Annotated in this window: 13 protein-coding genes and 2 pseudogenes; 5 read left to right on the top strand and 10 right to left on the bottom strand. The window is 68.8% G+C overall.

Translation table 11 applies throughout. The features are described 5' to 3' along the window. Positions 1–15: 15 nt before the first annotated feature. Positions 16–870, bottom strand: a complete 855-nt coding sequence (locus AS97_RS44740) for an SDR family oxidoreductase (protein WP_210566932.1) — start codon at positions 868–870, stop codon at positions 16–18. A 74-nt stretch (positions 871–944) separates the two neighbouring features. On the opposite strand from AS97_RS44740, the gene AS97_RS44735 reads away from it, so the two are divergent. Further along, a complete protein-coding gene (locus AS97_RS44735; RefSeq protein ID WP_210566931.1) occupies positions 945–1523 on the top strand; it encodes a TetR/AcrR family transcriptional regulator in 579 nt (192 codons plus the stop codon). Between the two features lie 460 nt (positions 1524–1983). Here AS97_RS44735 and AS97_RS44730 read toward each other — a convergent pair whose 3' ends face one another. Next, positions 1984–2289 carry an EthD family reductase gene (locus AS97_RS44730; protein ID WP_059147352.1) on the bottom strand — a complete coding sequence of 102 codons (306 nt, stop codon included), beginning with the start codon at positions 2287–2289 and terminating at the stop codon, positions 1984–1986. 64 nt (positions 2290–2353) lie between these two features. Continuing rightward, positions 2354–3127, bottom strand: coding sequence for an alpha/beta hydrolase (locus tag AS97_RS44725; protein ID WP_059147353.1), 774 nt, complete (start codon positions 3125–3127; stop codon positions 2354–2356). Positions 3128–4055: 928 nt separating this feature from the next. Here AS97_RS44725 and AS97_RS48220 point away from each other — a divergent pair. Further along, a pseudogene (locus tag AS97_RS48220) lies at positions 4056–4364 on the top strand (hypothetical protein); the annotation flags it as partial. 175 nt (positions 4365–4539) lie between these two features. Here the strand turns inward: AS97_RS48220 and AS97_RS44715 are convergent. The 6 genes from AS97_RS44715 to AS97_RS48795 all read right to left on the bottom strand — a co-directional run bounded on the left by AS97_RS44715 (position 4540) and on the right by AS97_RS48795 (position 11669). After that, on the bottom strand, positions 4540–6024 hold the full coding sequence (locus AS97_RS44715) for a radical SAM protein (protein ID WP_210566929.1): 1485 nt from the start codon (positions 6022–6024) through the stop codon (positions 4540–4542). Further along, positions 6024–8648, bottom strand: a complete 2625-nt coding sequence (locus AS97_RS44710) for a glycosyltransferase (RefSeq protein WP_210566928.1) — start codon at positions 8646–8648, stop codon at positions 6024–6026. The genes AS97_RS44715 and AS97_RS44710 overlap by 1 nt, the downstream gene beginning before the upstream one ends. Before the next feature lie 891 nt (positions 8649–9539). Beyond that, positions 9540–10271 carry a DJ-1/PfpI family protein gene (locus AS97_RS44705; RefSeq protein ID WP_247204705.1) on the bottom strand — a complete coding sequence of 244 codons (732 nt, stop codon included), beginning with the start codon at positions 10269–10271 and terminating at the stop codon, positions 9540–9542. 242 nt (positions 10272–10513) lie between these two features. Next, entirely contained in the window at positions 10514–11032 is a 519-nt protein-coding gene (locus tag AS97_RS44700; protein ID WP_210566927.1) for a GNAT family N-acetyltransferase, read from the bottom strand. Continuing rightward, entirely contained in the window at positions 11029–11283 is a 255-nt protein-coding gene (locus tag AS97_RS44695) for a hypothetical protein (protein WP_210567475.1), read from the bottom strand. The genes AS97_RS44700 and AS97_RS44695 overlap by 4 nt, the downstream gene beginning before the upstream one ends. After that, on the bottom strand, positions 11280–11669 hold the full coding sequence (locus AS97_RS48795; RefSeq protein WP_282615714.1) for a LysR family transcriptional regulator: 390 nt from the start codon (positions 11667–11669) through the stop codon (positions 11280–11282). The genes AS97_RS44695 and AS97_RS48795 overlap by 4 nt, the downstream gene beginning before the upstream one ends. 136 nt (positions 11670–11805) lie before the next feature. Between AS97_RS48795 and AS97_RS44685 the strand changes: the two genes are divergently transcribed. Continuing rightward, positions 11806–12570, top strand: a complete 765-nt coding sequence (locus tag AS97_RS44685; protein ID WP_210566926.1) for an NAD(P)-binding domain-containing protein — start codon at positions 11806–11808, stop codon at positions 12568–12570. A gap of 395 nt (positions 12571–12965) precedes the next feature. Here AS97_RS44685 and AS97_RS44680 read toward each other — a convergent pair. Beyond that, positions 12966–13464: pseudogene (locus AS97_RS44680) on the bottom strand (LysR family transcriptional regulator). Between AS97_RS44680 and AS97_RS48215 the strand changes: the two are divergent. Then, the gene (locus tag AS97_RS48215) at positions 13372–13590 is read left to right on the top strand and encodes a hypothetical protein (protein WP_247204891.1); all 219 of its coding nucleotides are present in this window, start codon (positions 13372–13374) and stop codon (positions 13588–13590) included. The pseudogene AS97_RS44680 and the gene AS97_RS48215 overlap by 93 nt on opposite strands. Positions 13591–13747: 157 nt before the next feature. Further along, a complete protein-coding gene (locus AS97_RS44675; protein ID WP_210566925.1) occupies positions 13748–14608 on the top strand; it encodes an NAD-dependent epimerase/dehydratase family protein in 861 nt (286 codons plus the stop codon). Positions 14609–15118: the final 510 nt, after the last annotated feature.

The raw sequence follows: 15118 nt of genomic DNA, 5'->3' as shown, positions 1-15118 counted from the left end.
ACAGGTCCTGGAGTCTCACGTGTTGGCGGTGGCCTTGGGGAGGTGGGCGCGAAGGTTCGCGGCTGCGACGCGGTCGAGTACACGGTCGGTGAGCAGCCACGCCAGGCGTGTCATGAGCGCGGCGTCGCGCCCGATGGTGTAGCGGGTTCGAGGCTTGCGGACGGTGGCGGCCTTGGCGATGACGAGCGCGGCCTCGTCTGCCGTCACACCCTGCGTGGTGAACTCGGTGGCCTGGTTGATGATTCCTTGCATGAGGCCGCCGTAACGCTGGCGCTGCGGTGGCGTCATGTCCTTGACGAACTGCTTCGCTCGCTGGATAACGTGTCCGGTCATCTCCGTCTGGACGCCGCCGGGCTCCACGATCACCACCTGCACGCCGTGCGGGGCGAGTTCGCGGCGGAGGGCGTCGCTGACGGCCTCGAGCGCGAACTTCGCGCCGGCGTATGCCCCGTAGGTGGCCATGGCGATTTTGCCGCCCACGGAGCTGATGTTGACGATGCGGCCGCGGCTGTCGTGGAGAAACGGCAGAAGCGCCTGTGTGACGGCGATGTGGCCGAACAGATTGACCTCGAACTGCCGCCGCCACTGATCGAGGGGAAGGGCTTCGACCGGGGCGTTCACGGCGATGCCGGCGTTGTTGACGAGGCCGACGAGCTTTCGTTGATGGGGGTCGTCGGCGACCCTGCCGGCAAGGGCCTCGATCTGCTCGGGGTTCGTGACGTCGAGGAGGACGGGCTCGATGCGGGTGTCACGAACAGCGTCGGCATCGCTGCGGCTGCGGACCCCGGCGAGCACGTGGTAGCCACGGCGTGCCAATTCGCGTGCGGTCGCCGCGCCCATGCCTGTGGAGGCACCGGAGATGAAGACCATCGCATTTCCATGTGACACTGTCATACGAAGAAGCGTGCACGCACTCGCATGACGTTGTCAACTAGAATGGGGGCATGGTTACCCGCGCCGAGTCGGCAGCCGCGACACGCGACGCATTGCTCCGCGCCGCGTCGGACCTTCTGGACCACGGTGGGCTCGACGCCGTGACACTTCGCGCCGTGGGCGCGCGCGCCGGTGTGTCCAGGGGGGCGCCGTACGGGCATTTCACCGACAAGGAACACTTGCTCACCCGGCTCGCGATCGATGCCTGGCACACCCTGGCCGATGAGCTGCGCCGCATCCAGGACGATCCCCGGCTCGCGCCGGTCACCAGACTCAAACGCACCCTGCTGGCGCTCATCGAGGTCGGACGCGAACGACCTCACCTGTACGCACTGATGTTTCGTACCCCGGAAAGCGACACCGCCGCGTTGTTCGATGCGGTGGCGGAGTCACATGGTCGTTTCCTCGGCTTGGTCGCCGATGTCGTCGGCAAGGACGAGTCCCGCCGGTACGGCGCGCTCCTGCTGTCGAGTGCGCACGGAATAGCCGGCATGGAACTGAGCGGGCACCTCGCGGCGGAGAAATGGGACACCAGCGGTGAGGAACTCGTCGACATACTCGTCGGCTCCCTCAAGGCGCGATCCGGCTGACCGCCGCCCCAGACGAGGGACCTTGTGATGGAGACTTCTGCCGACAACACCGATCTGACGTCCCCATACGCGGCACAGATCACCGCCGATCTCGAACGCAACCCGGCCGAACACGAACGTCTCAGCTCCGACGTCACGGCTCTCTTCTATCGTGTGCTCCGCGTGTTTCACGATGGGCCCGGAGAGGCACTGTCGTTGCGGTGGAGGTCGGACGCTGTGGCTTGACCGGCTGGCCGAAGGGACTGCGGCTGATCGTCCGCAAGGGACGCCCCCACCCGGAGCCCAGTTGCGCTTCACGGACGCCGACGGGTCGCGGCTGACCAGTAGCCCGCCAGCCCAGGCCCAAGACCTCGGCGGAGGTCATCCGGCAACCGCCGGCGCAGGACGGCGGGATGGGACCAGGAAACTTGGTCCCACCTCGCCGTACCTGACCGATCACATCAACGTCGTGCTGCAGGCTTCAGTAGGTGAAGGGGACACCGCGGAGCCGGATGGGGGTGAGGTCGGTGTAGCGAACAACGTCACTCATCACCGCCTCGCTCTCCGGCGAACTGAACGCCGCGATGGCGGCGTGTTCGTCGCGGAATTCGTTCACCGCTACGACCACGATGTCTCCCTCACTCTTCGGGTAGACAGCGGTGCTGGACTGCAGACCGTACTGTTCCCATGCCTTGCGCACCAGCGGGAGGTGCTGGGACGCGAAGTAGTCATGATCGAACCGGAAGTCTTCTCCATTCGACCTGTAGATCACGAAGACGGTCTCCATGATTTCTCCTCTCTCGTCATTTTCGTCCGTGCGGCCGGCGCATCCATACGCGGCCGTAGGGTGACTAGGCGGACAGGCGGCCCACGAAGTCGAGCAGCAGAGCACAGAAGGCTTCGGGCTGTTCCAGCGGGGCGAGGTGTCCGGCGTCCGAGAGGACGACGACCTCGCCGGCCCCGAGCTCGTCGCTCAGAACCGCTCCGCCTTCGAAGAAGTCGGGCATGTCGAGTTCACCGACGCCGACCAGCGTCGGGACGGTCAGGGCGCGCAAGGCACCCGTGTCCTTGCTCAGCGGGTCCGCCGCCACTTTCGGTTCGCCGTACGTGACGCGCGCGACCAGTTGGTTGCGCATCATGACGGCGGCCTGCGCGCGGACGTCGTCGGATGCCTTCGGCGACGTCCATGCCTCGACACCGGCCCGCGCGGCGGCTTCGACGTTGTCGGCTTCCAGCGCGGCACGCTCCCTGTCCCACGCGGTCTGCAGGCGGAAGGAGGGCGGCAGGTCGTGCGGTCGGTAGCCGATGGACACCAGACCCTGCACACGCCGGGGCTCTGTGACGGCGATCTGGAGCGCCACCAGGGCACCCAGCGAGTTCCCGGCGAGGGTGAAACGGTCGACACCTAGGTGGTCGAGTGTGTCCAGCACATCGGCCCAGGGAGTCACCTCGTCGCGGTGGGCCGTAGCGGCGTCGCCGTGTCCGGGCAGATCCAGGGCGATGGCCCGGACGCCGGCCTCGGCGAGCAGGCGAAGGTGTGCCCGCCACATTGTGCGGTCGACGGGCCGGGCGTGTAGCAGGACGATCGGCCGACCCTGGCCGGCTTCGTCGAACGGGAGTATCACGGCTGCTCGGTTCTCTCGGAAACAGTGGGTGGTACCGGCAATCCGGTCGGTGTGGTGGGGCTCAAGTGGAGCCGGGCTCTGTTGCGTTGCTCTCCGCGGGACGCTCCCCGGGATGGGGGACATGGACGGCAGCGCTGAGCAGCGGATTGCCCCAGGCGCAGGCACCTCGTGCCCGCCTCCCGCACACCACACTAGACGCCGTGGAGTGCCGGGGCCTGGGTGTGCTGCACCCACCTGTCGCCGCCGCCCGCATGGAACGCCGCAGTTCGCAGACGTAGAGGCGTAGGCGGTCCAGGTGGCGCTCTCCTGACATACCTGTTCCCGACGACGTGGGCGCCGTCGCGTCAGGGGCCACTCCCCCACCGCCCGCACCGGGCGTGTTCGTGCCCGCTGTCGACCGGTTTCTCGGGACAGAGCTTCGGCCGAGCGTCGGTTACGCGGCCGCGTCGAGTTCCGCCAGCTCCGCTTCGCTGAGGCGGAGTCGGGACGCGGCCGCATGGCGAGCTGTTCGACGAGGCCGCGGTCGGTGTAGAGCGCGCGGTCCACCTCTTGGGTTGTCAGTGAGTTCACCCGGGCGTGGCAGGACAGGTAGACGGTGGCGGGTTCCGTTGCATGCAGCACGGTCATCGCCCGCGTAGCGGCCAGTGGCGACTCGACTCGGCTGGTCGGGGCCAGCGCGTGTCTCACGGCGAGCCGCGCGCGGCGTTCCTGGTCGGTCACATGGCGGAAGGCGGAGGCGGCACCGTTACCGCGTGACCTCCGGCGGAGGGAGGCGGAGGGAATGGGTGCGGAGGGGTTCGCCATGGTTGAGGATCTTGCCCGATGCAGCGGTCACCCCCTGTCCTCCATTCCTGTCGGAGTCCTCCGTCCAGTTCGCCGCCCTCGACGAGTCCAGCACCGTGGCACGGCCACGGCCGCGCCGACTGCCGCCGAGCGCGCGGAGGTCGCCTTCCATCCGCCCGAGGTGCGCTGCTATGCGCACGAACAGGTGCTCGCCCTGCCCGACATACCCGAGTTCACTCCGGCCACGGTCACCGAGGGCTCGCGTCAGCGGCGCCGTATGTACCAGGCCGGCTTCCGCCGGACGGCCGAGCAGTCCGCCTTCACCGGCCCGGACGAGGACTTCCTGCGCTCGCTGGAACTGGTCATGCGGATCTCCAGCGCGAGTGCGGACGACCTGGCGCGGATCGAGGAACCGACCCCGCGCACCAGCCAGATGAACGCGACCGGCGTGCACTGCTCCGACACCTACTGCGCGAGCTGTGCGCCGACTCCGCGCACGGCTTCCTGGTGATCAACATGCACCCCTCGGCCCCGGGGGAGGCACCCCCACGCACAGCGACTACCCCGGCCTTCGGCCCGAGCCCAGGTCCCACCCCAGCTCGGGCCGAAGGCACCGAACCCACCTGTCCTTACGACACGTCCGCCACCAGTTCGGTGTTGATGATCGCCTCGACCAGCGTCTCCCCCACCGGCGTCAGCGTGACCGTCCCGGCCTGCTCGTCCATCTCCAGCAGGCCTCGTCGCCGCAGCGAGTCGAAGCCCGCCCGCCTCCGGGGGGAGAACAGCGACCCGCCGGGGAAGCGCCGCCGGTGCACCTCCTCCCGCAGTGGCTGCAGTGTGGTCAGCGCCATGTTCACCGCCCGCGTCTCCTGTGCCTGCTCGGTGAACCCGGTGGCCGAGCCGAGTGGCACACGCCCGGCATCCACCGCGGCGCCGTACCGCTGCCAGTCGACGTTCGTCATCCCCTCGGAACGGCGGCAGCTGGAACTGCCGCCGAGGCCGATGGCGACCTCCGGCTGCTGCTGGTTCTGGTCGGCCATGATCGCCTTCCACTTCTCCGGACCCGCGCCGGGCCGGGCGAAGTACATCGTCGGATGCTCCGTCCACTCCGCGTCCCGCAGGCCACCGGTAAGGACCTCCCGCATTTGATACTGCTCGCCGAGCGTCGGCCAGCGGTGCCCGCGCGACTCCAACCGGGCCCGGTAGTCCGGCAGCTGCCAGGCCGCGGGCCGGACTCCGGACACGCCCGTGCGGGTATCGCTGTAGTCACGCAGGTGCAACTTGGTGCACACAACAGCCGTCGGCTCAACCTCCAGGACCGTCTCCAGGTCACGCCGGACGCTGTCCAGCGTCTGGTCCAGCAGCCCGTACATCAGGTCGATGCTGACCCATTCGAACCCGGTGGTCTTCGCCCGGCGGACGAACTCCCGGCAGTCGGCCGCGGTGTGTTCACGCCCGCTCAGCCGCAACACGTGATCGTCGAACGACTGCACCCCACTGGAGACCTTGGTGCAGCCGAGTTCCGCGAGCAGCTCCAGCTTCTCGGCCGTGAAGGTCGTGGGATCGCCCTCGAACCGGACGGTCGTGTCCGGGCCGAAGGCGAAGTGCTCCCGGTAGAAGTCCAGCAGCCGCCGGATCTCCCCGGCCGGCAGGAGTGAGGGCGTGCCGCCGAACACGTTGAACTCGCCGACCGGCGCGCTCGCCAGGTGAGGCACCCTGCGCAGCCACAGCCGCGCCTCCCGGATGTTCCAGTCCACCCACTGTGCCGCCCTCCGGGCCACCGTCTCCTCGGGCCCCTTGACGACAACGACCGGGTACTGGCAGAAGCGGCAGCGGTAGGAGCAGGTCGGGATATACGCCCACAGGTGGATCGGCGGTGTGGTGCGCAACTGCTCGTCCAGGTCGTCCAGGAACCGCTCGGGGTCATAGCCCTCGATGTTGCCGGGGAAGACGTGGGCGCCGAACGGGTCCTCGCGCACGTACTCCAGCAGGTGCCGGTTGTCCGGCGCCGCCAGCGCCTCGACCGCCGCGGGGACGGGGGCCGACGGGTCCACCGCCAGGAGCGAGGCCAGAGCGGGGTCCGGAGTGGGTACAGCCGACGTCGGTGCCCGCATCAGAACACACCCCCATTTCCGAAGTAGTCGTGTGCCTCTCCGGACTCCCGGTCCTCGCAGTAGTAATGGACGAACTCCCGGAACCGCTCGCGCGGGATGTCCGCCAGGCAGTCCGGCAGCGGCGGCGGGAAGCCGATGTCGTCCCCGGCCGCCGCCCGCAGCCGCGCGAACAGCTCGTCGGCGAACTCGAAGTACAGCCGGAACGAGGGCGTCTTGTACGCGTGGATCGGGGTGAAGTCCACGATCCGCATCTCGTCGACGATCTCCGCGATACGCCGCCGCAGCGCGTCTGCCAGCTCATCGCCGAAGAACTCCCGGACAGGCGCCGTCGCCAGCAGCTCCGGGTCCAGCAGCAGCGGCAACAGCAGGTTCTTGGGCAGGAAGTCCTTGATCGAAAACTGCCAGGCGCGTAGGGCCTCCTCCTCGGTCAGGTCGCGTACCGGGGCCGCCTCGCCGCCGCAGTCGTCGGCCTCCGGCCGGATGTCCCGCATGACGATGGTGCCGTGCGAGCCGTACGCCTTGCCCTCGATCACCTCGTCCAGCGCGTGGTCCACCCGGCGCGGGTTGATCTCCACCCGGGAGCCGGGCACATATACCCGGCTGCCGCCGAGCGCCGACACCTTGATGCCGAAATCCCAGTCATCCGACAGGTGGTTGACGAACCGCCCGCGCTCCAGCTGGTAGAAGATCTCGATCCCGCCGGCCCTGTCGTGCGCCTCCCGCTCGACGGCGAACCCCTTGCCGTCCGGGAACCCGCCGAACAGGGAGAAGGCCACCGCTCGACAGCGCAGCGTGCGCTCGATCGCGTCCCACAGCCGGGGACGGCCGGCGAAGTGCTCCTCCCGGTAGTAGTAGTCGCACACGCCGATCGCCGCTCCCGAGCCGTCCATCGCGGACAGCAGGGTGGACAGCCATCGCGGGTCCACCTTGCAGTCGGCGTCCGCCGAGACCAGGTAGAACCGCTCCCCCGCGGCCGGGGCGGTTGCGGGCCGACCCGTGCTGCGCTCGGCGGCGAACAGCATGCCGGTGCGGCGCGCGCACGAGACGCCCTGCTCGGGCTCGTGCACCACATGCACGGCGAGGTCCGGGTGCTCCGCAGCGTAACGTTTCGCCAGCGCCACCGTGTCGTCGGTGGAGTTGTTGTCCACGAGCACGATCTCGTAGAGTTCCGGGTCCAGGCGACCGCCGTCGAGGTCGCGCTGACCGTACAGCGAATCCAGCACGGCGGGCAGGTTGGCCGTCTCGTTGTAGACCGGCAGCACCACGCTCAACCGCGTCCTCGCGCCCATGGGGGTGAGGACAAGCCGATCCAGCAGCTCCGCCGCAGTGGTGCGCCCGAAGTGCTGTTCGCCGAGGCGGTGGTTGTGCTCAGCCGTAGCCGCCCGCAGGGTGTCGTCGTTCAACAAGTGCGCCACCTCGCTCACGAAGGTCGGGGTCGGAAGGTCGTCACGCAGGACGGGCGCGCGAAAGCCCTTGTCGCCGTACACCGTCGAGTACAGCTCGTAGTCACTGGTGAGATAGGGGACGCCCGCGGCGATCGCCTCGCCGACCGGGTTGCCGTAGCTCTCGTAGTCGTACGACGTCAGGAACGACACCAGGTCGGCGTGGGCCAGCAGATCGCGCACCGACCAGCCACCGCCTGGGGCCACCCCCGTCGCCTCGGTGTCCGGTGTGAGCCACCCTCCGAACACGATCCGTTCCGAGACGCCGAGACCGGCGGCGAGCGCGGTCAGCCGCCGGTACTCGCCGGGGTTCTCGCCGGTGTCGCCCGCGACGAACAGCCGCACGTCCATCGTCGGCGCGAGGGCGGCCACCAAGCGGATATCGCGGTCGATGCGCTTTTGCGGGATGATCCGGGTGGTACGCGCGATCAGGCGAGCCCCCGCCGGGATCCCGTGGGCGGCGCGGAAAGACGCGTTCGCCGGGGTGACTTCGGCCACCCGGCACGGGAAGGCATTCGGTAACACGTCGATGTGCCGCACGTGCGGGGCCCACGCCTGGGTCAACTCCCGTGCCCGCTCGTGCAGTGCGAGGTAGCGCAGGTGGCCCGAGTCCAGCAGCGGCGGCACATGGGGGTACGGCGGACTGCCGTACTTGCCATTGCCCGGCTCGCTCTGCCACATCAGGTCGTGGTCGCGCCACAGCACGAAGCGGCCAAGGCCGTGCCGAGCCCCGTACACGGTGATCGCCCGCTGCAAAGCCCGCGTGACCATGATGTTCTCCGGCAGCGTGCCGTTCTCGACCAGCACTCGGGTGACGCCGATTTCCTCCCACAGCGTCAGCAGCCGCTCGCAGATGGCATCGGTGATCCGCTCCACCTCCGGCATCAGCCGTAAGTCGCCCTTCTCCACCACCTCTTGCAGGACGGCGGTCACCAGGGAGGCATCGTAGCCATCGATGCTGTCGAGCGCCGGTATCCGCGATAACCGCACCCACGGTGGCAGCAGCCGGGCCTCGTCGTGGTAGGGACGGAAAAATCGGTTCTTATCTGCCTTGATGTCGTAACCGAGGTCCAGATGCACCTCGTAGCCACGATCATGGAAATGCCGGGCGATTTTCACGAACTCGACGACCACGCCAGATATGGGGGTTGCATCGAAGGAGACACCCCATAGCATAGCCATGCTTCGCCTCCGTCCCCCCGACAACGTTGCCAGGGCTTGTCGGCCAACTCCTTGATTTTAAATAGTCTTTGCCGAGGTCGTACAGAGCCCGATCAGATGTGAATCGAACGTGAACGGGACTTACACAGCTTCCGGGTGTCCGACGGTGACTCACCCCTCATCGGCTGGACCGCCGCAGCGGTTGGTCTCCCCGCCCCCGTACTCAGATTCGGGTCCGGGCAGCCCGCTGCCGGGAGAACCTTCTCATGCGTCGCTGGTCGTGGCGGGGTACCCCCAGCGGGTACAGGACGGCGTCGTACCACTCGATGTGGTTGCCGCAGTGCATGGAGCGCGGTGCCGGAGTTGCCACCCGTCCGTTTCTCCGTGCCGCTCGCCGAAGCCGGGCGAGCTGTTCCCCGACGAGGACTTCGCCGGACCGTATCCGAGTAGAGAGAAGCCGGCGTGATCGCCGACAGGCCGGCCCTCGTCTGGGTCCGGACCCTTCGGCAGATGCGGCCCGCTCCGCAGAGCCAGCCGGTCCGGGGCCCGGTCACCCCGTTGGGGAAGCAGGGGCCGTGCCGCGGCACCGCCGGAGCCCTGCCCGGATGGCGCCCAAGGCGCGATCGGGCCGACCGCGACGTTCGACGACCGGGTCGCAGACGCGATCGCCGACGCGCCCGCCGAATCCACCACGTACGACCTGCTCGGTGCCGCGCTGCAGGCGATCCGCGCGAGGCACTCGACGCCATCCGGACCACACTGAGCAGCTTCGACCATCGCCTCCACGACATGCCGTCCTGACCACACACCGGGGGTGCGTGGCAACGAACCCCCTCGCCATGTGCCTCAATGACATACCCATCTCCTCGGCCACCGGGATGAGCACCTCCTCGCCGGCCTGGACCAGACCGCTCAGCACAGACCCGCCTGCCAGACGGTTCCGCGCGCCTCGTATTCCAGCATGCCTTCTACGCCTGTCGCGACTTCCGCACCGCGCTCGCGTTTGACCAGCCACAGGCTCAACTCGAGCCCCGATGTGACGCCCCCGGCGGTGACCAGGTCCCCGTCGTCAACCACGCGGGCGTTCTTGACGACACCGCCCTGCTCTTCAAGGTCCGCCTTCGCGACCTGGTGGGTGGTACAAGGACGCCCCTTGGTCAGGCCGGCGGCGGACAGCAGCATGGTTCCGGTGCAGAGTGAGCTGATCGTCAGCCCCTTACGCGGGGCAGCGGCCAGCGCTCGCGGGAGGACGCCACTGTGGATTTCGTCCCAGATACCAGGGCCCTCACCGCGGGTGTAGGCGCCGCCGCCGGGCACCACGATCAGATTCGCTTCCGCCGGAGCCCAGCGGTGTTCCACCTCGATCCGAGTGCCGAAAGAGGCTCGTACAGACCTGGGCCGCCCTGTGGTCACGTACCGGACCTTGACCCCGCCCTGGCTGTGCGCGGAAGCGATGGAGAAGACCTCGTGCGGAGCGATGCAGTCCAACTCCTCGACTCCGTCGAACATCACGATGTCAACGCGCAGCGGACGTGTCGCAGCAGCCGCTGCCTCGGTGCCCAAAGCCGTTGCCGTGAGTGTCTCTGCCCCGATAGCCGTCGTACCCACTACTGCCGTCCGGTGAAGAAACCGCCTACGATCCACCGGTGTGCCTCCTACGCCGGTAACTGCCTACGAAAGAGGAGTCGTGCCGGACGATGGTTGAGTTCCCGGGCTGACAGGTGCGGTTGTCCGGGCTACCGGCATGTCGATGACCAGCGGCAGCGGACCGTGATCGACAGGCAAGATCCGTGCGTACGTGCTCTGTTGGCGGCGCTGCCCGTGCCGGGAAGTCTCATCCGTCCTCCCCGCATAGAGCAGGGGTCAAGATCTGTGGATCGTTGAAGTCACCGTCTGATGCTTCGGTGCCATCGGATCTCGCCTTCGTGCCATTCGGTGGTGGGTGTGAGACCGGTAGCAGTGGCGACAGAGGCGGATGCCCGATGTCCGGGGTGGATGTGGGCGATGACGGCGTGCACCGGCTGCCGGCTGAGCCAGTCGACGAGTCCTCGGGCCGCTTCGGTGGCGATACCGCGCCCCTGCCACAGGCTCCCCACCACCCAGGCGATCTCGGCGATGAGACCATGGCCGGAGGGACTGACCGTCGCCTGGACGGTGCCCGTCAGGCAGGACTCATCACGGAGCCGGATCACCCAGTTCAGCCAGGAGACGGCCGGATCAGGAGAACCTGCGGTCAAGCGCTGGTAGCGCGAGTGCAGCGCTTGCGGGGCGTCCGGAGTGCCGCCGATGAAGGTGTACAGGGCCGGATCGGACAACACCGCGGCCATCTCCTCGGCGTAATCCACGCGCAGCGGCAGCACGTCCAGCCGCCTGGTGCTGATGGCCTGGGCCGCGAGCTTGCTCACACCGCGACCCCCTCAGGGCGTTCGACGAGGCGGCCGCGTTCGAAGCGGGCTCCGGCGCGGACGAGGACCACGAGGTGGGGCGCGTTCACTGCCCGCCACCGCTGCTGCGCCCGTGCCTTCCCAAAGCCCAGGGCGCCGTCGCCGACCGCGCGGACCGGGGCTCGCATGCCCCGGCGGGCGCCGTCCCGCAGCAGGTCGGCCATCTCCCGATGAGGTGATCGCGCCTCGTACCAGCGCCAGGTCCAGCTCACCGTCGCGGACGGCCGGCCAAGCGCGCGGTCACCGGGAGATCGATCAGCTGCGGCTCGGCGGGGCGTTCACTCACGCGCAGGCGGTCCAACGCGCGGTCGAGCCGCCAGGTGGCACAGGACGCCGTCCCGATCCGCAGGACCGCGGCCGGTTCTCCGGCGACGACCCGCACTCGGGCCGCCGCGGCGAGGGTCTCACGGGCCGTGGCGAGCACCCGTTCGCCGGCCGGGGTGAGCCGCACCCGCCGTGAGGTGCGCTCCAGCAGCCGCACCCCGAGTTCGCGTTCGAGCCGGGTGATCTGCTGGCTCACCGCTGACTGCACGATGCTCAGCCGTTGTGCCGCCCGCCCGAAGTGCAGTTCCTCGGCGACGGTCACGAAGTAGTGCAACGCCCTCAGCTCCACCCCTCTGATCTATCACATTGTGTGATCGCTGCTGGAGGATTCTGATTCTTGTTCGCCGGGGTCGTCGCCGCTGGGATGGAGGTGAGACCTCCACAGCGGCCCCATCACCGGCCGCCGCGGGGTGGAAAGACATGAACGGAGAACACAAGTGAGCCAGACAGCCCTGGGAATCATCGGCACCGGCATGGTCGGCAGCGCGGTGGCCCGCCGCGCGATCGACGCGGGTCTGCACGTCGTCCTGAGCAACTCCCGTGGTCCCGAGACGCTGGCCGGTCTGGTCGCAGAACTCGGCGACCGGGCCACCGCGGCCACCCCGGCCGAAGCGGCGAACGCCGGTGATCTGGTCCTCGCCGCCGTACCGCTGGCACAGCATGAGCGCCTGCCCCGAGCGGAGCTTGCCGGCAAGACCGTGATCGACCCGATGAACTACGCGCTATATCCCGGCTTCTCGATTCCGGAACTCGACAACAACGAGCTGACCTCCAGTGAACTGGTGCAGCGCCACCTCGCGGACAGCCGAGTGGTGAAGGCTCTGCACAACTACGGCACCAAGGGGTTGCTGGAGATGTTCCGCCCCGCCGGAGCCGACGACCGCACCGCACTGCCGCTGCACGGCGACGACGCGACCGCGAAGAAGGAGGTGGCCGATCTGCTGGACGTTCTCGGCTTCGACGCCGTGGACCTCGGCACGCTGGCCGAGAGCTGGCGCACCGGCCCCAACACCCCGCTGTACGCCCTTGCCTATACCGAGCAGCCGCCGTCAGGGCTCACTCCCCAGGAATTCGTGGCCTATGCCCAACAGGCCGACGCCGTCCCCGTCCCCGCGGCCCGCGTCAAGGAACTCGCTGCGGCCACGGTACGCGGCCCCGCGGGTTTCCAGCTGTAGCGACAGACGATCGACGGCAGGGCCTCAGCCCGGTGCAGGCGGCCCGGCTGTGCGGGGTGGGCGGCGAATGGGACGCAGGCCCTGCCGTCAGTCGGCCGCCTACGCGGCCACCGCCACCGCCCATGCCCGGCTGATCATCGCGCTGAACGAGCAGACAGCCGCGGTGGAGGAGCAGAGGGCTGGCTCTACCTCGCCTGCTGGCTGGACCCGGCCACCCGCGAGGTCGTCGGCCACGCGATGGCCGACCACCACCGCGCCGAGCTCGTCGTCGACGCTCTCGACATGGCCCACGGCCGGGGCGGACTGGAGCCCGGCTGCGTGGCTGCCGGTGCGGCCGGGCCAGGACACACACCGAACGGATCAGCCCAGTCCCCCAACGGCCCCGGGAACACGCGTCAGGACCGGGGGGGGTCGGCTGAGTCCGGTCTGCTGAGGTGGGTCTGGGCGTACTTACGGAACGCGGCGGCCAGGCGACTGCGGTCGTCGGCGCGCGTGGCCAGTACGACGTGGGCCGGATCGACGCCGTCGAGCGGAATCGAGGTGAGGTCGGGGCGCAGGGCCTGGATGTTGTGGCCGACGAAGACAGCCACGGCCTGCCCGGCGCATCTCGCGTACGGCGGGTGCGACGATCAGGCTGGCGGTATAGCCGACGGTGACGCGGCTGGGCTGGGCCGCGGCCTTGGCGCGCGCGATGGCCTCAGCCGCGGCGCGCAGCAACGCTTCGGCCTGTGGCAGGAATACCTGGCCCGCCTCGGTGAGGCGGCTGCCCCGCGGAGTGCGGTCCAGTAGCCGGGCGCCGAGTTGCTGTTCCAGACGGTGGATCTGCCGACTCAGCGACGGCTGGGTGATGTGCAGGGCTTCGGCGGCGCGGCCGCAATGCCGGTGTTCGGCGATGACCGTGAAGCTGTGCACCAGCCGCAGATCGAGGTCCACGGCAGTCGGCAGGTCGGGCATGTCCCCAGAGTAGTCCTCGACCACGTCATGCACAGGGTAATGAACTGGGGTGATGAGCTGGGGTGATGAGCTGGGGTGATGAGCTGGGGTGACGCTCAAGCCGTATTGCGTGATACGGAGGTTTCATTGGATCGGGGAGGTCGTCCGAGGGCAGGGTGGAAGGGTCGGCCCGGCACCTGTCGGAGCCGGTTGACAGTCACCTGGTCGAAGGGGCCCGACAATCATGCGCGCATTCGTCACCGGTGCGACCGGCTTCGTCGGGGCCGCGGTCGTGCGGAAGCCGCTGGTCGCTGGGCACCAGGTGCTCGGCCTGGCCCGATCGGACGCCTCCGCTGCCACGCTGACCGCAGCCGGGACCGAGGTGCACCGCGGTGCCCTGGAGGACCTGGACAGCCTGCATGCCGGTGCGACAGTTGATCGACACTGCCCGCGGGCGGCGGTCCGGCGGCTGGAACATGCCGGCTACCGGGCCACCTGGACCAACGAGGTCATCGGCAAGGACGCGCTCGCGCAACGGTCAGTGCTGCCGGCCCCTGCCGGTCAGATGACGTTCGGGGCACCTGCGTGGCAGGCATCAACTGCTCGGCTCGGACGAGCCGCTCGTAGTGGACCAGTCCGCAGGTGTTCGACCCAGTGCCGAGGTATCCCGGCTACCACTCATACGCCCAAGGACTGCACTACCTGCTCGACCGCGACGAGCTCTCCGAAGCGGAGAAGACCGCACTGTCCGGCGGCACCCTTCGTAAGATCATGGGCTGGCCGGCCGTACCGGCATCGTCACCGACCCCGCGCCCCACTGGCTGACGGTGCGGCCGGTCACGAGTGGGCGGCGGAGAGATTGGCGAACCGACCAGCCCTTTGGGGAGGTGACCGCGTGCGGCGGCGACCTCGATCCCTGCCCCCGGCCGAACCCGGCCTGGGAATGGGCAGAAACGAGCCGCAGTCTGGAGGACGAGCCGCAGTCTTGGAAGAAGCGGGCCGACGTTTACGTTGCCCGGCACAGGCACAGGCACAGGCACAGGCACAGGCACAGGCACAGGCACAGGCACAGGCACAGGCACAGGCACAGAGCAGGAGATGGTGATGACGCAGTTGCACTAGCCGCCCGCCCGGAGAGCCCGGGACCCCGGGCGGCTGGTTCCGGAGGAACGAGATGTCCCGCACGGACAAGACGAAACCATCGTGGGTACGCCACCGCGAGCACGGTGGCCTGCCCCTGCACGACCACCGGAACGGCCCCTGCGACCTTCCGTCACACCCACCCCGGGAGGACGCTGGTACCCGCTGCCGATGGGCCACGGTCACCGGAATGGCCTCCCCTTGGCCATGCTGCGCGCGTACCCAGGAGCGCTCAGCGTATAAGGAATGGCAAGGATGGGTCAGGGCCGCCAACCGCAAAGCGCGCTACGCCGCACGCCGCGCCGCACGCCACTGGCAGAGGGGCATGGATTGACCGGGACAGTCAGTCTCGTGTCAAGCAACGCCGGCGCATCCTCGAGCAACGTTCGGTAGGTAATCGGCCTGCGGATCTCGGAGTCGATGGCGAAGCGGCGCTGGGGTACTCTCCCCCCTCGGCCCGCGCGATCGGCATCTC

The sequence above is a fragment of the Streptomyces sp. AgN23 genome (assembly GCF_001598115.1).
GTDB lineage: Bacteria > Actinomycetota > Actinomycetes > Streptomycetales > Streptomycetaceae > Streptomyces > Streptomyces antimycoticus.
Note: the sequence above shows the minus strand (reverse complement) of the source record. Positions and strands in the feature narration are given on the sequence as shown.